At 46.4% G+C, this 18132-nt stretch carries 17 protein-coding genes and 1 pseudogene; 4 read left to right on the forward strand and 14 right to left on the reverse strand.

Annotated features, from left to right (window positions below; translation table 11 throughout):
- Positions 1-513 precede the first annotated feature (513 nt).
- Together HP401_RS01000 and HP401_RS01005 are read right to left on the reverse strand one after the other, a co-directional pair.
- Positions 514-2001, reverse strand: coding sequence for an amidohydrolase family protein (locus HP401_RS01000; protein ID WP_173603759.1), 1488 nt, complete (start codon positions 1999-2001; stop codon positions 514-516).
- A 184-nt stretch (positions 2002-2185) separates the two neighbouring features.
- Positions 2186-2797, reverse strand: a complete 612-nt coding sequence (locus HP401_RS01005; protein WP_173603760.1) for a DedA family protein — start codon at positions 2795-2797, stop codon at positions 2186-2188.
- A 254-nt stretch (positions 2798-3051) separates the two neighbouring features.
- On the opposite strand from HP401_RS01005, the gene HP401_RS01010 reads away from it, so the two are divergent.
- Positions 3052-3678, forward strand: a complete 627-nt coding sequence (locus HP401_RS01010) for a hypothetical protein (RefSeq protein WP_254456966.1) — start codon at positions 3052-3054, stop codon at positions 3676-3678.
- 90 nt (positions 3679-3768) lie between these two features.
- Here HP401_RS01010 and HP401_RS01015 read toward each other — a convergent pair whose 3' ends face one another.
- Entirely contained in the window at positions 3769-4281 is a 513-nt protein-coding gene (locus HP401_RS01015) for a GNAT family N-acetyltransferase (RefSeq protein ID WP_173603761.1), read from the reverse strand.
- A 189-nt stretch (positions 4282-4470) separates the two neighbouring features.
- Between HP401_RS01015 and HP401_RS01020 the strand changes: the two genes are divergently transcribed.
- Positions 4471-5034, forward strand: a complete 564-nt coding sequence (locus tag HP401_RS01020; protein WP_173603762.1) for a GNAT family N-acetyltransferase — start codon at positions 4471-4473, stop codon at positions 5032-5034.
- Between the two features lie 152 nt (positions 5035-5186).
- On the opposite strand, the gene HP401_RS01025 is transcribed toward HP401_RS01020, so the two are convergent.
- The 5 genes from HP401_RS01025 to cyoE form a co-directional block, all read right to left on the reverse strand.
- The gene (locus HP401_RS01025) at positions 5187-6800 is read right to left on the reverse strand and encodes a SagB family peptide dehydrogenase (RefSeq protein WP_173603763.1); all 1614 of its coding nucleotides are present in this window, start codon (positions 6798-6800) and stop codon (positions 5187-5189) included.
- Between the two features lie 22 nt (positions 6801-6822).
- Entirely contained in the window at positions 6823-8763 is a 1941-nt protein-coding gene (locus HP401_RS01030) for a TOMM precursor leader peptide-binding protein (protein WP_173603764.1), read from the reverse strand.
- Positions 8753-10702 (reverse strand): putative thiazole-containing bacteriocin maturation protein, encoded by a 1950-nt coding sequence (locus tag HP401_RS01035; RefSeq protein ID WP_173603765.1) that lies wholly within the window; start codon positions 10700-10702, stop codon positions 8753-8755. The genes HP401_RS01030 and HP401_RS01035 overlap by 11 nt, the downstream gene beginning before the upstream one ends.
- Before the next feature lie 150 nt (positions 10703-10852).
- On the reverse strand, positions 10853-11128 hold the full coding sequence (locus tag HP401_RS35670; protein ID WP_173603766.1) for a heterocycloanthracin/sonorensin family bacteriocin: 276 nt from the start codon (positions 11126-11128) through the stop codon (positions 10853-10855).
- 179 nt (positions 11129-11307) lie between these two features.
- Complete coding sequence (gene cyoE, locus HP401_RS01045) at positions 11308-12225, reverse strand: heme o synthase (RefSeq protein WP_173603767.1); 918 nt, start codon at positions 12223-12225, stop codon at positions 11308-11310.
- A gap of 183 nt (positions 12226-12408) precedes the next feature.
- Here cyoE and HP401_RS01050 point away from each other — a divergent pair, with 183 nt between their 5' ends.
- Positions 12409-13008, forward strand: coding sequence for a TetR/AcrR family transcriptional regulator (locus tag HP401_RS01050; protein ID WP_173603768.1), 600 nt, complete (start codon positions 12409-12411; stop codon positions 13006-13008).
- Between the two features lie 14 nt (positions 13009-13022).
- Here HP401_RS01050 and HP401_RS01055 read toward each other — a convergent pair whose 3' ends face one another.
- From HP401_RS01055 to HP401_RS01075, 5 genes and pseudogenes are all read right to left on the reverse strand, one after another.
- Positions 13023-14219: an MFS transporter gene (locus HP401_RS01055; RefSeq protein WP_173603769.1), complete on the reverse strand. Its 1197-nt coding sequence runs from the start codon at positions 14217-14219 to the stop codon at positions 13023-13025.
- A 24-nt stretch (positions 14220-14243) separates the two neighbouring features.
- A pseudogene (locus HP401_RS01060) lies at positions 14244-14617 on the reverse strand (hypothetical protein).
- 40 nt (positions 14618-14657) lie between these two features.
- Positions 14658-14894 (reverse strand): hypothetical protein, encoded by a 237-nt coding sequence (locus HP401_RS29760; protein WP_253901653.1) that lies wholly within the window; start codon positions 14892-14894, stop codon positions 14658-14660.
- A 48-nt stretch (positions 14895-14942) separates the two neighbouring features.
- The gene (locus HP401_RS01070; RefSeq protein ID WP_173603770.1) at positions 14943-15278 is read right to left on the reverse strand and encodes a hypothetical protein; all 336 of its coding nucleotides are present in this window, start codon (positions 15276-15278) and stop codon (positions 14943-14945) included.
- A gap of 10 nt (positions 15279-15288) precedes the next feature.
- Positions 15289-16233 carry a helix-turn-helix transcriptional regulator gene (locus HP401_RS01075; protein ID WP_173603771.1) on the reverse strand — a complete coding sequence of 315 codons (945 nt, stop codon included), beginning with the start codon at positions 16231-16233 and terminating at the stop codon, positions 15289-15291.
- A gap of 114 nt (positions 16234-16347) precedes the next feature.
- On the opposite strand from HP401_RS01075, the gene HP401_RS01080 reads away from it, so the two are divergent.
- Entirely contained in the window at positions 16348-17166 is an 819-nt protein-coding gene (locus HP401_RS01080) for an alpha/beta fold hydrolase (protein WP_173603772.1), read from the forward strand.
- Positions 17167-17334: 168 nt separating this feature from the next.
- On the opposite strand, the gene HP401_RS01085 is transcribed toward HP401_RS01080, so the two are convergent.
- Positions 17335-18114 (reverse strand): TrmB family transcriptional regulator, encoded by a 780-nt coding sequence (locus HP401_RS01085; RefSeq protein WP_173603773.1) that lies wholly within the window; start codon positions 18112-18114, stop codon positions 17335-17337.
- Positions 18115-18132 lie beyond the last annotated feature (18 nt).

Raw genomic sequence — 18132 nt, forward strand, 5'->3', positions numbered from 1 at the left:
GGGATTATGAATAAATAATGATTAATCCTATCGTTTTTGTCAACTATAATCATAATAAAAAAGGGAAGGCGGCGGGCACCTTCTCCTATTCAATGCAAGGGCGACACTTTAGGTGCAGCATTGTACTACGTCCATTTCATCCAATCGGTTGACCCATATGGAACTGTCTGGTTTTATAAGAAAGTCGATGTTATTTTTCTTTAATGCTTCGATTTGTTCGGGAGAGGCGCCTTCCGAAAACTTATAATAGTCGTTACTGGTTTGAAAAAATAAAAATGTGATAACAGCAATAGATGCAATCACTGTTGAAATCAGAGAAATAGCGATCTTCCTTTTCATAAAGCTCACCTCGAATAATTAGGCTGGAGTTTTTCATCTTACCGTTCAAAATACCACTTCTCCACAAGGCGTCACAAACCCTGGTCTATTCCTGAGTAAAACTGGAAGAAGCGTTACTGAGAGTACACCCAGTATCGCTTCTATAAATACGAGAATTAGACCTCATTCAATTACTTACCCTAGCTTCGTCGGGTCAAACCTTCTCTCATCCAAATAAGCTCGCGCATGCCCCCAGAAATACTTGCTTGGCTGCATGTAGATTTCCAGACCTGCCCGCTCAATTGTGCGATTCGCCTCTTCATTCGCTTCCTTGAGGATTTGCTTTTCATCCACAGTCAAAACACGGCGCTCGTCCATAATCAGCTCACCGTCGACAATGACGTGGTTCACATCTCCACCGACTGCCTGATAGACGACACGATGGACGTGCATGTTCTCTGGATTCAAGTGGGCCTGATACATATTTACGGTAATGATGTCCGCTTTTTTACCAGCCTCAAGAGACCCCAGCTCGTCATCCCAGCCGACACAGCGCGCCGCATCAATTGTTACCATTTCCAGCAGCTTGCCCGGCGGGAGGTAATAGTAATCACGTAGCGCAGCTTGTTGCAGCAGCTGCATTCTGCGCATGGCCTGAAACATGTCAAAAGGAGTCATCGGTGAAGTACCGTCTGTCGTGATTGCAACAGTCGCTCCCATCTCCAGCAATTCCGTAATCGGGGTACGTGCGTTGATTTGACCAAAACCAGGAGAAGCGCTCACATTCGTTCCTGTTTCGGCCAAAATTTTCGCCTCGTCAAACGAAATCCCCCGACAATGCTGTAAGTGTACGTCTGGACCGAGCAGCGCGTACTCTTTGTCTTGGATCGCGAGGTGAATCATGCCTCCAAAAGCATCGGAGTGGATGCGCGTGTCGTACCTTTTCGCAATCTCCCTGATTTTTCGCGCTTGGTACCGGTCGAAATCGGTTAAGCCAAACAATTGGTCAGCTGGTGTCGGATAGGACGGATTGACAGAGGTCACGATGACAAATGGCGTTATGTATGCTCTGGTTTTATCGTTATTCGCGTGATTCAGGGCTTCGATCACTGCTTCTGCTCCAGCGAGAACCTGCTCATAAGTGACCTCCTTCGTTACTTTTTGTCCATCGACCCAGCGGCTAAAGGGATGTGGCCACGGTGGGTTGCATGGACCTGTCGCTACGATTTCGCGGACGCCAACCTCGTTGTACGCTTTGGCGTGATTCAAGGCAAAGATCGGATCATCAGAGCGGGGCATCGAGCCCAGGACGCTAACACCTGTCGTAATCCCGGCTTTAAGCCGCTCCAGTGCGGACAGCTTTCCCTCGTAGTACCAGAAATCGTCTGTGACGTAGTGCTTGTAAGTGTTAGTCATGATTGGCATCCAGTCGTTGATATTGTCCGTTGCAATCGTTTTGAACAAGGAATGTCCGCCATGACCATGTGCATCAATGAAGCCTGGCAGTATACAATGATGCTTGCAGTCGACTACCTTTTGCGCGGGATACTTGTCTTTTAGAAGTGGAGTGTCGCCTACCTCCAAAATTCTTCCTTTGTCAATGGCGATTGCCCCGTCCTGTAGTACCCGACGGTCTTTGTCCATGGTAATGACTACGCCGTTTACGAGTAGCAAATCGATCAAGTTGCATCTCTCCCAGCCTCAAGAATGAGGGCGGTGCCCATGTCACCTACTCCCCCTCCCTACACCTTAGCGCAATTACGGCGCTTTGTATTTGCAAGAAAATTACGACTTTTTATAATATGTTTACCTCTTGGTTCCAAATGGAAAAACCACCTTCCCTCGAAGGAAAGATGGTTTTTCGGTTTTAGGCGTCCACTTTTCGTTTGCGGAGGAATAAGATGAGAAACACGATCCCCGCAAAGGCGAGTACAACATAAACGACATTGGAATAGAGATCAAAGTAGTACAGAATGTCTTCCCATGACTCTCCCAATAAGTGACCAGCCATCACGAGGATGATGTTCCAAATAAACGTACCAAGTGTTGTAAACAACAAGAACAGCGGGAAATTCATTTTGGTCATACCAGCTGGAATGGAAATCAGGCTTCTGATTAATGGGACCATGCGGCAAAAAAAGACCGTCCAGTACCCGTATCGGTCAAACCATTTATTCGCTTTATGGATATCTGCCGTTTTAATGCGCAGAAGATATCCCCATCTCTCTACGATCTTCTCTATTTTTTTGACGTCCAGATAATAACCGATTCCATAGAGAATGATTGCCCCGATCACCGAACCGATTGTAGCTGACAAGATTACGCCAAAAACCGTTAAGGAGGATTGCGACGTCATAAATCCACCGAACGTCAAGATCACCTCTGAAGGTATGGGTGGGAAGATGTTTTCCAGTGCCATCATCAGTAAGATGCCAAAGTAACTATATTGTTCAATAATTTGGGTCATCCAGTTCTGCATGCTATCCCTCACAATTATTTACCAATGCTTATCTCTCCAGTATAGAGACACGCGTTGCATAGTTCAATGAAAAGCGATCATCTTTTCCTTCCTTTCAATACGAAAGAAGGAAGTCTGGGGTTACCTTTCCTTTGAAAATTTTCATAGAAAATTTTCCGGAACAAAAAACATTGCAAGGATAGTTAATATATGGAATATTGAGAGGGTGCCTCCATGCACATTTTTCAAAAACGAAACGTGAGGAGGTGAACTGTGTGTTTCGCAAGATTGTCCATTCACTCGTATGTCTTTTACTAGTTATGACGGCTGGCGCCGTGAACGTAAACGCGGCCCAAGCACAAGGAACCGGCATGTTTTTCATTGACAAACCATTCAAGAAAGAAGGACTTCGGTTTCAAGTGACCGTTACCGAAATCGACAATCCAAAATACGACTCACCAATGTACCACGTAAATACAATTGTCACGAATACTTCGCGGAAACCAATCACATACACGACTGGTCATTGCTATGGTGTAACAAATCGACTAGAAGCGTTTTCCTCTGGAGACGCTTGGGAGCTTCCCTACCCAGAAGACGAACCTGCCTGTACCCCGGACATCAAGGAAAAAAACGTAAAGCCCGGGAGAACGATTGAGCAAGAAGAATATTTCCGAACAGACGAACTGCCAAGTGATCTAACGCCAGACTATTTTCAGTTAAACTCTTACGTACACATCCTCGTTGGACCTGAAGATAAGGAACGCAAAAAGGAAATCGTAAAGATGCAGACGAAATTTCTTCCAAGGCTGGTCCTCAACCCAGATGAGATTGAGATCCAGTCTGAATCGAGCAAGCTCCCTATATCGATGGCACGAAGCATACCTACTACGTTCCCATAGAAAATTCCAGCAATTGATGTTCTCCATGAAAAAAAGGACTGCCATGTGTGCGTCCTTTTTCGTGTAAAACTCTGATTCTGTTCTAGCGTACTATTCTTTCTGCCTAGACCAGTAAATCATCGTGTCGTCCCTCTTTATTTCTGTAAAGCCCATTTTGACTAATAATTTTGCGGAATCTATGTTATCTAGCAGGCATTTCGCCGTAATCTTTTTCACATCTGGCTGCAATAACGCCCAATTCGCTAAACCTTCTGCTGCCTCATACGCGTAGCCTTTTTTTCGCTCGGCTTCAATAATTCCATAGCCGATGTCCACTTCTCCCTGCGCATTCGGGACTCCTTTGAATCCTACATCACCGATGATCTTCATGTATTCTTTTGTAAGGATCATCCACGATTCAAATCCTGTCGGTCCCCCTGTGCGTTCGAGTGCTTGGATGATTTTGGGGATCGTTTCCATCGCATCCTCATCTGGCCAGCCTTTGCCTAATGTAAGCCCCATATCCAATAACTCTTCGTAATTTTCTTGCAAAATATTCGTTGCTATTCTATATGTAAATGGAATCAATTTGAGCCGTTGTGTATGAATGCTTTTTTCATTCATGGAACAAGTACCCCTTTCTCTTTCCTATATTGTCCGTGGCGATATTTACGTTGGATTTACACTCCAGATGTTTTTCAGAAAGGGTCTATTCCTACACCTCAGCTACTCTTTCCATACTCCGATAATAAGAATCACTCGGGCACCACCATTATAGCATGATTTTCCATCTAGTTGATAAGGAGTGAGAGAATGTCCACACCGCTAAACACTGAGCTTGTCCGCATTCAACCCTGGGCGGATGACGATCTTTCTTTGCTACGCCTTTTGAATGCACCAGTCATGATGGAGCAGCTCGGAGGCCCGGAGACGGAAGAGCAGCTCCTAGCTCGACACGAGCGATACGTCAATAAGGGGAGACAGCTAACGAGCAGGATGTTCAGCATCGTACTTCTCCCAAATCACACCCCGGTCGGAAGCATCGGCTATTGGGACCGCATTTGGCAAGGAGAAAACGTATACGAAGTAGGCTGGAGCGTCCTCCCACCCTTTCAAGGGAAAGGAATCGCCTCTGCAGCTTTAGCTTTACTGATTACCCGCATCAAACAAGAACGAAGACACAAGTTTATTCATGCCTATCCCTCTGTGGACAACCCTGCCTCCAATGCCATTTGCCGTAAGCTCGGTTTCACTCTGCAATCAGAATGCGTCTTTGAATACCCTCCAGGAAGTTTTATGCGCTCGAATGATTGGCGATTAGAAGTCGCATCTGTACATTTCCCCATCGAAAAAGCCCGGGAGCAATTCCCAATGTAGGCCTGTGGCTGACTGTTGCTGCTGATCGTGGAATGACCGTTCGATAGTTGAAGGTGGATAAAGAGACTCTTACGTTACAACGAGATGAGCTCGATACCCTCTCTACTTCCAGGACAAGACCCGGGTCGTCGCGACTCGGGTCTTCCACTTTTTTATCCATGAAGTCCAGTTTGAAATCTGGCGCGGGGGCGATAGTACCCGACCGGAATTTGAATCAAGCAGGTTTTCTCTTCGGACGCTAGGTTGTAAAGATCATCGCAATTTTCCACGTCAAATCCGAGTAATGGATGACCGCCCATTCCACACGTGAACGCTGCTAAAAGCAAGTGATGCACGACGATTCCTGCCTCCATCTGTTGGATGCGATACCCTCTAAACCCTAGTTGATTCATCAGATGATCACGTTTTCCTACTACATGAAAGCAGAGCGGCACTTGATACAGATTCACGTTGTCCAGGGTCATTCCCTCTTGTAGACGTGCTCGTAAATCTCCATAGACAATTGGATAAAGAGCGTGCTCCAGTGGTTCGTAAGCGTATGCCCCATCTTTCATCCCTTCTACCTGATGAATGCTGACAAAGAGTGAAAGCCTTCTCCACGCTGCTTCTTGATTTGCCCCCAAATCATTGCCATACGATAGCGCACTCATCGTCATTTCCATGATACGCGCTACCTGATTCTGGTCTGTTTTCCTCCTGATAAAGTCCATTTCCGGTGAAAAACGCTCCCTGCAATATTCCGCCAGATCATAACTTGGTTTCTGCAAACGCGGGAGAAGGATTCGCTCATCGGACCGACGAGGCCGTTTGCTTTCCGCCTGATCCGAATATCGTCGAAATGCATGGGTAGATGCCTGCATAGCAGCTTCATTCATTTGCAGGAGTGCAGGATATTGTCTCATTCTTTTTGAGCGTATCACTTGCACATGCTTTTGCTCAGGAAGTTCTCTGGTTAGCTCGCTTGCCAGCACCCCCTTTTCTCGTTCTGTCCATTGTGCCAGCGAATTCGAATGCCTCCCCTCTTCTGTTTGGAGTGATAAAGGGAGTACCGCGTAAACACTCTCTTGATCGGCAGACAATCCTAGCAGTGCATTCATCGCTTTATCCAGGAACTGGTAGTGTACCGCAGTCGTAACACCGAGCTGGTTTGCCATTTCCTGCAATTGTCCAAGCAGTACACCAGCATCGAGGCCCTGCAATCGATAGGAAAACTCATCATACTTAAAAAAGTTTTTCCAAAAATAGATGGAGACGAACGCTACTCCAAAGCATGCATGTACTGGACAACTGCCACCAAGTGCTCGGTTAAGGACATGATCAAAATTCCCTTCGCGCAATTGTACGAGTCTGTGATGAGCCACATCGTAGTGGTATAGACCTGGAGGAATACTCGACAGCTTCAAATATACGTACAGCTCACTTGGATAGAGCCCTCCTCCAGACGGAACCGGCCTTCGCTTCATTACAAGCGGCAAAAACGACTCAGATTCTGCATCTGCCGAAGTCGTGGTTACCAACAACGATTGGCTGATTTGTATCAGTCCGTAGCTATACCATAACCATGCACCCAATTGGGAAAGAGTCATCTCTTGTGAAACCGTTTGATCTATGAGCGATAGAGACACATCTTCTGGCAGCGAAATGACAGGTTGCCCCCTGTACAGCTTGTATGGCAGTGGCGCATCCCCCCAATCCACTTCGAGATCACTTGGTCTGGCGTTTTCTGTATCAAAATGAAGGCGGTACAAGAAATTTTCGAGATTCATCCGGCTCACTCCCAGATGCATGTTATGGAAACGGATGGGGAAAAGGATTCAACTCGTCTACACGCAGCGGTTGTTTCACATACCCCAGCTTCACAGGGACCTCCAATACTCGTTTCAATCCTGTTATTCGCGTAAGATGCTGGCCAAAAGTCATCGGGAGCATGCCAGGAATCAATACACGCACGCAAGATAAGCCATGGCGCCCTACCTCTGGTGTCGTTTGATCTACCACAATGACATCGAGATCTAACTTTTGGAACACACCGAGCAACTCCCGCAAATCGTCTGTTAGATCATGATTTTGGTTTCTTCCAGGAAAGCGTTCAGCGAAAGAGACCATCGGACGTGAATCATCCATGAGAAAGGATAAGCGCTCCGCTGCTTCTGGCAAGCTGTAAAGCATTGCATGATCGTCCATCTTTTTCACGAGGGACGAATCTTGAAGCATACGCAAGTATTTGTCACGATTCGCTTCGTACTTGTCTGTCAAAGTCATGAGCATGGCTGCCGTTTCGTAAATGGAGCTTTTCACAGCGCGGATAGGGTCTGGATGCGCACCTGCTGCACAAACGAGATGCAGGCCTTCCGCTCCGCGGTTTTTCGCAATCGTCCATACAGCGGGAATCCCATTTTCCATAGTCGCATCGAACAAGTACAAATCGTAATTGGTAACAGTCTGCATCCGATCAATGAGAAGAAGCAATTCCCGATCATTGACCGTAGCTGGATCGAGGCGCGGCAATGGCAATTGGGCATACCAGGTCAACAAGAAAGCATCTCGCTCCACCACTTCGAGGATGCCGTAGAAGATCGCCTCCTCCAAACTGCCACCTAACGCACAGCCATTGGAGGTCTCAAATACAACACCCTCCCCAAATCCCATACTGTAGTAGGCCATGAGCTCAGGTACAAGAATGGGTCGCTCTTCTTTAAAGGAATAACCCCATACCCAGTTCATCTCTCGCTTCGGATCAAATGGCTGAAACGGAAAATTTGGCAGAGCATACTGCTCTTCTGAATGGGTCCCCGCTGTTGTCGGGTCAAGGGCATGCGGCGCTAGGTTTGCATAGCAGTCACGCACCATCGTCTTCTTGCCACGCGGCATAAGCCCGCAATATCTTTCCATTCCTTCTAAAATCGCCGTTATCTCACTATCCGCATATGAAACAGACCTGCCAGCCGTACCCTCGTCATGTGAAAATAACGGCAGATTGACACTTACATCTGCGAACACCGAGACAAGATCTCGTACTTTTCCATTCAAAAACCCAGTACGGGAATCCAAATATTCGGTGGAGAGAGCTTTTTTCAAAGAGGCTATAGATTTTGTCCGGTAGCTGTCCGGACTTTGCTTTACAATAGGCTTCAAGCGTATTTTCGCCCGTTCTTCAGAATCCTCAGGCAGCCGACTGCATACCGGACATACAGGATTGGGCAAGAAGAAGTGGCGCGTGCTGGTCAATGTTTGCAAATCAATAAACTGGATATGCTCAGATAACTGGGCTTGCCTGCCCTCAACTATACGTTCAACCTCCGCACTGACATGGTATGCCACTTGTAACAATCCCGAACGAGATGACCATGGATCACGGGGTATGCCGCCTTTCTCCCTCAGCATATTTTGTACCTTCCACATCTCTTTGCGATCGCGTCCCGCCATCAATCGACGCATATCTGCACACTGGGAGCACCCTGTTTGATCTGGATGAACCAACGGACCTACAATGGCCTCCCCGAATGAAACAAACCCACGCAGCCATGGGATATTTGTTTGGCGAAAAAGTTTTTCTGCCTGTACATGCAAAGCAGGATGATACGTATCGTGCAACAGGAGAGCCAAATCTGCTCCACTAGTCACAGACGCCATGTTTTCACTGTTCCAGACCCGATAGTCGTTCTTTAAATGTTCTGAAACCAGCTCTGCCAGTATTCCGTCTCCAATGACAAGAATGTCAGCACTCATCGGAGCACCTCCTCGAGAGCAGCAAGGCAAATACGCCACCAAGGTCTTCTTCCAGGAATGGCTCTATCGCGGCATTCATGATTCGAGGAGAAAGTTGATGAAGAGCCAGTACCTCGACAGCTTGTTTCCAGACCTCTTTTTCCGATTCTTCCTGAACGCTACTGCGTGCAAGTTCGATGGCTTCACCCGTCAAGCCGACAGATTGCGCGGTCAGAACATACTTGGACACTTGATTGGTTGGCGTTTGAATCTGTTGCAAGGCATACATCAGTGCTTTTCGCAATGCTTCTCGCTCTAACAAGCCAATACTCCCGTACCATCCCTTGCGCGTTTCCACCCAATAAACCGGAAATCCGCATACCTCATGACCTTTTGCAACCCTCAGTTTCTCACCTAATGTAGTGAAAGACCGTACATAAAACTGGGACTGTTCATCCACAATCGAGTCAACATGCACAGGTCTAGCCGTAGGTTGTCGTCCTTTCATTTCTGACACATACGTGAGTGTCAAACAATGCTGTAACGCCCGACATAAACCTTCTGCTGCCGTTTCTCCTGCTCCAATTCCGATATTGCTCTCCAGATCGGCTTGATAAGCTGAATTTTGAGCGATTAGGTGGTTCACCATTCTTCCCACATACATCTCGGCCCCAACCAATCCTGCTTCTCTACGCGCCTCGTCATGGGTATATCCTGCGCATACAACAGTTGACAATAGCTCCGCAGGACCATCTGCCACAGGGTCGACTGCTGTCACCCTACACTGTGTCAATGGTAGCTGCGTAAGCTCCCCCTCTTCCCAGCTGTGAAAAATCCCGTTATCTGGGGAGGTCCATGACGGAAACAGAGACAATAGACTTTCTTTCTGTTCTGCCTCTTTGGATATCCGCAATTCAAGCTCTCTCTCAACTAATACCTCCATGCTCATCTCTTCTTTTTGCATGGGGTGAGGCATGTAGGACTGCCAGCTTCCCTCCATCGTCTCCAGATTTAACAAATAAATTTTAGTTGCTTCCTCTGCTTCATTGACACCTGAAACGTATTTAAACCAATCAAAAACAGCGATGTTCGCCAGCATAGCTGCTGCTGTCATTGAATATGGATGTTGTTCGGGGTCCGCACACAAAGCCTGCCGATGTAAACGACGCAAAGCCGATTCAAAGCAAGCCTCTGACTGTGGATGAATCAGCGGCCCTACCATTCCTTTTTGCTGGACAAATAACGCCGGAACAAACACCTTCTCCCGCTCTCTGCACGCGAGCTGGATCATACTCACTTCGCCCTTGTTTACGGTTGCTGACGTGTACAAAATACCAGTGAAAGGCTCGATGGTCGCTGACCAGTCGGCCCCCTCCCACGACGTCAGCTTGAGTTCATCCAGCTTCACGTGTGGGTCCTTCCTACGCGAATGTTCTATAATCGCCTCTAGACGCTCACGATTGGTCGCAGTCTCATTCGTGATGGCGTAATGGAATTGAACGCATCCCGATTCCAGCAATGCATGGATGGCAGAAAGGAGAAAGGAGCCTGCCCCGATCACCAATACTTTTTCTGTTCGATATTTTTGAAACCGATACCCTCCTGATCCGCCTAACTGATCCAAATATTCAATCTGCGCGGCATACCTCGACATGACCTCTGGTGATAATTCATGTGGTTTCTCGAGGCTTACATCTTGAAGGAATCCATTTTCTAAAAGTGTACCGGCCACTTGAAAAATTTGTTGCTGATATTCTTCCGGCAAATCGTCGGTCAATTGCTCCAACGTATGCACACCATTAAACATGGGAAACAACTGATCTACCCACCGGTCGATCATGTCGCCCTTCATGCGGAAAGTCCCGATGTTATTGCGAAAATACACACTTCCGTCTGAATCGGGTATATACACTGTATCCCGCTTCACTTTTATGCGCATCGAAGGATTCAGCTTATCCATTCTCCTCCCCCTAACGTTGTGAAATAAACCAATTTGCGACAAGACATGTCACAACTATTTTATGTATCACTCTTTGTCTCACATTCCAGTTGGAATAACAAAGCCCCTGCCAAGTCACAATTTGGGGCAGGAGCTTCATTTACGTATGGATTAGAAATCGTCAATCACGATAAAGCATGGGAAGAAGCAAGTGCAACTGCAAGTGCAGGAGCAGGAGCAAGAACAGGAGCAGGAGCAGGAACAGCTACAGGAGCAAGAGCAACGACCGCAACGACCACAACTACATCTGTGGCATCTGCCACATCCACCACACCTGCTTCGAACTAGCGTCGCGTCATTCATCTTTTCTTTGTCCCAACGCTGCATTCGATCTCCTTTTATTTCAGAAGCCTTCAATTTTTTTAGCTCTTTTTTGAACTCATCCATTCGTTTTCACCTCCGCCACTTCATGGAACTACTCTAGATTTATGAAGTGACGTTGGGTATTCGTGCAAAGATCATGCGCCCATTTTTGGTTGAACATGAGAAGAAACCGCTATCCGTCAAGGTTTTTTGACAAAAAAGAAGCCGCCCTCAAAGTGAAGGCAGCTTGGATGATCACGGATTTACAGTTTGAAAATAATCCCCATCAGCGAGTAAATAATCACTGTCGAGAACAGCACCGTCATATGAATCAGCGAATAAATAAACATCGTTTTCGACCATTTCTGTGAATCCATTTTCCGGTATCCAAAAACACTCAGAACCAGCCATAAAACATTCAGGAGCAGAGCCATAAACGTAAGACCAGCGCTTAATGACCAAAATAGAAAGCTGCTTGCAATTAAAATGACTAAATACACATTTGTCTGAATGTAGGTACGTCTTGCACCTTTGACCACAGGTAACATCGGAACCCCAGCCGCCTTGTACTCATCATGCTTGCGAATCGCGATCGCATAGAAGTGAGGCATTTGCCAAATGACCATGATGATAAAGAGACCAAGGATAGCAGGATGCGTTACATCTGGGTGAATGGCGGCCCAACCGATGAGCGGCGGCATTGCACCAGAAATACTCCCTACCTCCGTATTGTAAATCGTTCTTCTTTTCGTCCACATCGTATAAGGCACGACATAAAAAAACAGTCCGAGAAAACCCATAATAGCAGCCAATGGTGATGCAAGGACGAGAGCCACCAAGCCAAAAATCGTCATCAGAGAGGCAAGCCATAAAACCGTCTTTGTCGATATATCCCCTGTCACCGTAGGTCTGTTTTTCGTCCGCTCCATGACAGAATCGATATCGCGATCATACACGTTATTAAAAGCACCCGCTGCTGCCATGATTAAAATAGAGCCGATTGTAGCAAATAAGATTTCTGGAAGCTTATCCATTAGACTGAAGTGATACGTATATAGTGCCAATGTTAATCCGGCAAACATCGGAATCAGATTCGATTTGATAATTCCCGTCTTAACCGTTTGCGCCAAGATATTGGACATAGGCCGATTCCGCGTTGCAACGCTTTCTTCCCTCTGCATTCGTACACTGTCCCCTCTTACTAGATGATCTATATATCTATCGTACTCCAAAATAGCATGACATAGTAGACGGTTAAATCCTACAAAACTGCCATTTGTATCTTACATACCAGCAAGGATTTAAATACTATATGGAATGTTAATTCTATATGGTATGATTGTCAAGAGAAGGAGTGTGGACGAATGAACAGACGCAGATTAACCCAAGCTGAGCGTAAACAGGAAACACGGCAATTGCTCATTGACGCAGCCATTGAGACCTTTGCTCGGTTAGGCTTCCACGGGGCTTCCGTTGATAAAATCGCAGACCATGCTGGATTTACCAAAGGAGCTGTTTATGCTCATTTTCAGTCCAAAGAAGATCTCTTTCTCGCTATTTTGGAAGGTCAGATGCAATTACATGTGTCGAATATCCATCACGTAATTGATCACCAGCCATCATTATCGCATTTTATAGAAGCCATGAACGCTTATTTTATGTCCGTTCAGCAACAAAATCGCACGTGGAACATGCTGAACCTGGAATTTTTGCTGTATGCCATGCGTGAAGAGTCTGTTCGAGAGCGATGGTCGAACATGATCATCGAGTCGGTACAGCATCTTTCCAAGGCCATACAGACCTTGATACCAAAAGAAAGTGACTCTACTCTATCCGCGGATGAAATGGCATGGATGATTCTTGCTCTAGAGAATGGCATGTCGACCTTTTATTACATCAGCGGCGACCAGATGCCCCTGTCTTTATACGGAAAAGCATTGCAAAACATGCTGTCGTCTAAATAGCGATTGCCAAAATGCTAGATCGTTTCTGATCGGGCAGCCTGTTGTTTTGTGATTCGATTGACTCTCTCAGAACCATATAGCATGAACGCAATGTAGAAGGCTGTAAAAAACGGTAAAATAGAAATGGTCGTCTGTGTAGCAAGCCATCCTAGCAACGGAGGCAAAAATGTGGCACCCGTGTACGCAACCGCCATCTGATAGCCCATCAGCTTTTTCGTTTGCTCTTTTCCAAAGCGTTCTGGGGTATCATGCAGCATACAGGGGTAAATCGGCGCGAAGCCCAACCCGAGCAAGAGGAAACCGATTAGCGAGCAAAAGGTCGGTAATGGAAACATCAACAGCGCTGCCCCGGCGAATGATACGAGAAGTCCACTGCGAATCAGGACGCGGTTGCTCACTTTAAAAGTAACAAAGCCCGTGATAAATCGCCCCACGGTAATGCCACCGTAATACATGGCTACCCACATCGCCGCAACAGACGAAGGTAGCTCTTTTTCATTTACCAAAAAGCTGCTCCCCCATAATCCTACCGATGCTTCAGCCCCACAATAGAAGAGAAAAGTGAGCAAAGTAAGCTTAACGCCCTTTGTCCGTAACGGCTGTTCGCTCTGCCCACGAGACGGCTGGACCTGTGACTCTTTTACAGCATGCTTCTGTATGTTTTCGATCCGTTTCCACAAAGGAAGTGTGAACGCTAGAAGTATGACTAACGCAAATTGTATAAGAGAAATAGTCAAGTAGCCATTCCGCCATAAATCATGATCGCGCATAAAGCCAGACATAATAATGGGGCCAAGCGTAGCACCCACACCCCAGAAGCAATGCAGCCAGCTCATATGATGGGCTTCATAATGCGTGGCGACATAATGATTCAATGCGGTATCTACACAGCCAGCTCCTAGTCCCAGCGGCAATGCCAATACCATCAACCATATTATTGATGGGGCAAAAGAAAATCCGAGCAAGGCTGCCGCCGTGATTAAACAGCTAATCAGTGTGATCTGTCCTGTCCCCAGTCGTTTTAGTAATGCACCGCTCATCAAGCTAGATACGATCGTACCAGACGCAATTACAATGTTGATCAACCCAGCCATACCAAATGCCGCCCCATATTCTGCTTTCATGACCGGCCAAGCTGCCCCCAGTACCGAATCGGGAAGACCCAAGCTGATAAACGACAAGTAAATCATGATCAAAAAGAAGGTTGCCACGATCCTCCGCCCCCTGCTTGGTTTTTACATTCTTATCGAGAGTCTATCCAGCAATTTCTCTCCCTCTGATTTGAACCGCTTATTCTTTTCGAGAAACTCGTTCACTTCATGTAATTCGGCTGGTCGGTAGCCAGGACCATCGAGCCACAGGAATGATAGGCAAACCCATGCTGATAGAGGATTTCAACCTTTTTCCACTGCTTTACATCCGTTTGCTTGGGAGCCTTGAAATCATGCCCCATCTCTTTCATTCCCTCACCACATTGCGGACAGCTATGCTTGATCTTGTTCCATTCTTCTTCCGACAATTCATACTTGGAGGTTTGCTTGAACACTTTTCGGCACGTGAAACACGCGTATATTTGTTTGTATGGACCATACATCCCATATCGACACATGATGATCAACCCCTATCCCATTCATCTGCAAGTTTCTCTTTTAATTGCATGGCGAGCATTCTCCAGCGTTTTTGTTCCTCCGATTCCCGACGTACCGCGCCTTTCGTTTCGAGCAGCAGGTCTGCAATCGTTTTGTCGCTTCTGGCTTCATTCGGTTTATGATAAAAAGCATCAGCGGTGTTCGCCCGCGTTGATCCCGTTCGTTGATATCTAATTGATCCACTGCTGCTCGCACGATCTCTAGATCCTTTGTCTTACTGACGTTTGTCCATTCCATCCGACTTCTTCTCCTTTGCTTATTTAGAAAATTCCCGTTCCGGTATTGCTATGTATCCCCTTTTTTGACGAGCATGCTTCCGATAAAGTCAAAGCTCAAAGGCGTCCCTTTTTTGTCAGGCTGCCACCCCAGCTTGATCGCCTCTTCAATGATAGCTGCGACGTCAGCTGGCTTTATTACTCTCATATCCAAATGCTGCACAAGTGGGTACTCCGCCCAAAAGTCATTCACATCTGATTTTACATACACGCGAATCAACTGACCTATCCCTTCATTGTGTTGGATGGTCAACGCGAGCAGACCCTTCGCTGCTGGGGTAATGACCCAACGATATCGCTGTTCTCCTACCGTTATACCCCTCGTACCTTTTTTGGGTAATGCCATGGCTACCTCCTCATTGTGAGTAAATGTTCATCATTTCTGCCAAATGCGCTTTTATTCCGTCTATTATTTCCGATGAATGCTGTACAGTCACTTCTTTCCCCAATCCAATCAAAAACTTCGCAAAAAATAAGATGTCACTTCTCGCTACATTTCCTTCCAACCAACCACTTCCATCCTGCCGCACATGCAGCATAGTTGCAAGCCAAAGTTCAGACTCACAAACCTGCACACCTTCAATCGTCAATTCCGCAAATAAGTGGATCGTGTCCTGATCCTCCACCGTTTTGATCTGCCGATTCTCCAGGTGAATGTCTCGAAGATCCAACGACTTCGATGCCGATTGTTCGGCGGAAAGGATACGGTCACAACGGAACACGCGAATATCTTGATGTTGATAACAATAAGCAGGGCTGTACCATAAACCGTTTTTTGTATAAATTCCAATCGGCTGCATCTCCCGCTTAGATTGTTGTCCACGCGTTTCATAAGTGATAAGGAGTACTTTTTGTTGGATAGCAGCATCCAATAACATCGATAAATGTGGAGAACTTGCTTGCCGCTTCGGTGTCACGAAATCAACACGGCGTTTCATCTGATCAATGCGATCTCTAATATCCGGTGGCATGAACTGATAAAATTTGTTCAGCGTCGAGCCGGATTCTGTCTCAAATGGTAGAGAGGAATGGTGTCGAAGAGCATGGATCGCGAAAAAGATTGCGACCGCTTCCTCCTCTGAGAAAGCAATAGGCGGCAAAATCCTTTCCTTCAAAACATGATATCCGCCATGCGGTCCCACCTCAGAGTACAAAGGCACCCCTAACTCACTCAGTTCTTGCAGGTCCCGGAGTATTGTTCGCCTTGAAACGCCAAATTCGTCAGCAAGCTCACCCACAGTAAACTTGCGCTTCCGGTTGACAGTCATTATCATTTCCAGCAGTCTTTTTGATTTTGGCATGACATAACTCTCCAAATGTTTTTATTATGACATTTCCTGTCACTATTATCTGTTAACGTGAAGGAGAAGTCGAGTTGGACATGATGCTGTTTATCCATTAGGAGGGATTACTGTATGCTTCATCCAGAAGAAAAAGGAACAATGACGAGAAAATTTTTCCAATCAGGTAACATAAAACTATCTTACCTCGATTTTGGAGGAGACAATCAAAGAGTCTTGCTCCTGCTGCATGGTCATATGAATGATGCACGAACATTTTCAGAGTTTGCTTCCAGATTTACAGATTGGCGCGTGATTGGATTGGATCAACGAGGTCACGGCTGGAGTGAGTATGCCCCAGATAAGGATTATTCCCGTGAAGGCTACGTCAACGACATTCTCGCCTTTGTTCAAACCGTTTTGGATGGAGCTCCTGTTACGATCGTTGGGCATTCTTTAGGAGGTGTCAACGCTTATCAATTTGCTACTCGTTATCCTGAGCTTGTGAACGCCGTCATCGTAGAAGATATCGGGGTAGAAATTAAGGCCGACTTATCCTTTGCAGAAAAACTCCCACACCGCTCCCCTTCTTTACACGATCTAAGGAAATCGCTCGAGGAAGTCGGCGTTCGAGCGGTCGATTATTTTTCGGAAAGCGTGTTTGAGGATGAACAAGGCTGGGGATTCCGTTCTGATTTAAAGGGCATGCCTATCTCTCAGCGACACATTAACGGGGAATGGTGGAACGATTGGCTAGCGTCTTCTTGCCCGATCTTGCTGATCCACGGTAAAAAAAGCTTTGTACTGGATGAAAATCAGGCCGAGCGCATGGTGAGCCAAAGGCCAAACACAAAGCTTGCCAGTTTTGCAGCGTGCGGGCATGATATCCATTCTACTGACCCTGATGGATATTATCAGGCTGTAAGAAGCTTTCTTGATGAGTTGACAGAATAGAATAAAAGCCCATCCATAACAAACAGCCAACCCTCTAAGGGTTGGCTGTCATTTATAATAGCTTTTTGTGCTCAATTCTCTTTTTGGTTGATAACGAGATTCGTCCTCGAACTTGAAGCCACTGTCTTCTTTTTTTGCAAAGACTAGGATGAGAATAAATGTCACCCGTTATAGGTATTCCCTGTAAGGGGTGATAATGCGTACATAGTCACTCCCATATTTCTCTTCCAGCACTTGGCTGAAATCCTTCTCGATCTGACCCATGATGATGTCATGGTAGAAGGCGTTTTGCAGCAACTCAATGAGAGACGGGTGGTCCGTCTCCAGTATAGTGGGTTTGATCCCACGCCCAAAACTGCCCAGCAATGCCGAATGCGCATCGCAAAGAATAGAGAACTTTCTGGATTGCACTTGATGCCATTCCGCACTCCTTTTATGTACGACAACATTTTTTAGCTTTGCATGGCATTCACCAATGGATATGAGCGTGACAGCAACCCCTTGTTTTTCTGCTTCTACCAATGGTTCCTCTACCCAATGAACATCTTCGGACCAAATATCGACAACAATGCTTTTGTTTGCATTTGAGATGATTCGTTTTATGGCTGTTTCAATCGCTTTGTCACCTTGCCAATTATAAAAGGAAGGAGACGTTCGGGGGGTAGATTTCAACTGTTCTTGAAGGACACGGGTTGTTTGATCAAATTCCGATTGTAACAAACGAATCAGCTGCTCGATCGGTACCGCATCATAGAGAACAGGCTCCGATTCGATCATGCGGCACATGCCCTTTTCCGTCAATGCTCGAAGGGCTGCGTATACATTCGTCCGCGAGACGGAAACTTTCTTGGCCACTTCATATCCAGATATTTTCGGTTCCTCGTGAAGCACCAAATAACATCTGGCTTCCAGGTCTGACAATCCGATTTTTCGAAGCTCATCAATCAAGGTGTTACCTCCTTTCTT

The organism is Brevibacillus sp. HB2.2, from assembly GCF_013284275.1.
Lineage (GTDB): Bacteria > Bacillota > Bacilli > Brevibacillales > Brevibacillaceae > Brevibacillus > Brevibacillus brevis_D.

What these genes read in the sequence shown, in the direction of transcription:
- HP401_RS01015 (WP_173603761.1), bottom strand. Translation starts at nt 4,281, where the DNA reads ATGAATGAAAAAAGCATTCATACACAACGGCTCAAATTGATTCCATTT.
- HP401_RS01020 (WP_173603762.1), top strand. Translation starts at nt 4,471, where the DNA reads ATGTCCACACCGCTAAACACTGAGCTTGTCCGCATTCAACCCTGGGCG.
- HP401_RS01025 (WP_173603763.1), bottom strand. Translation starts at nt 6,800, where the DNA reads ATGAATCTCGAAAATTTCTTGTACCGCCTTCATTTTGATACAGAAAAC.
- HP401_RS01050 (WP_173603768.1), top strand. Translation starts at nt 12,409, where the DNA reads ATGAACAGACGCAGATTAACCCAAGCTGAGCGTAAACAGGAAACACGG.
- HP401_RS01035 (WP_173603765.1), bottom strand. Translation starts at nt 10,702, where the DNA reads ATGGATAAGCTGAATCCTTCGATGCGCATAAAAGTGAAGCGGGATACA.
- HP401_RS01005 (WP_173603760.1), bottom strand. Translation starts at nt 2,797, where the DNA reads ATGCAGAACTGGATGACCCAAATTATTGAACAATATAGTTACTTTGGC.
- HP401_RS01075 (WP_173603771.1), bottom strand. Translation starts at nt 16,233, where the DNA reads ATGCCAAAATCAAAAAGACTGCTGGAAATGATAATGACTGTCAACCGG.
- HP401_RS01070 (WP_173603770.1), bottom strand. Translation starts at nt 15,278, where the DNA reads ATGGCATTACCCAAAAAAGGTACGAGGGGTATAACGGTAGGAGAACAG.
- cyoE (WP_173603767.1), bottom strand. Translation starts at nt 12,225, where the DNA reads ATGCAGAGGGAAGAAAGCGTTGCAACGCGGAATCGGCCTATGTCCAAT.
- HP401_RS29760 (WP_253901653.1), bottom strand. Translation starts at nt 14,894, where the DNA reads ATGGAATGGACAAACGTCAGTAAGACAAAGGATCTAGAGATCGTGCGA.
- HP401_RS01030 (WP_173603764.1), bottom strand. Translation starts at nt 8,763, where the DNA reads ATGAGTGCTGACATTCTTGTCATTGGAGACGGAATACTGGCAGAGCTG.
- HP401_RS01080 (WP_173603772.1), top strand. Translation starts at nt 16,348, where the DNA reads ATGCTTCATCCAGAAGAAAAAGGAACAATGACGAGAAAATTTTTCCAA.
- HP401_RS35670 (WP_173603766.1), bottom strand. Translation starts at nt 11,128, where the DNA reads ATGGATGAGTTCAAAAAAGAGCTAAAAAAATTGAAGGCTTCTGAAATA.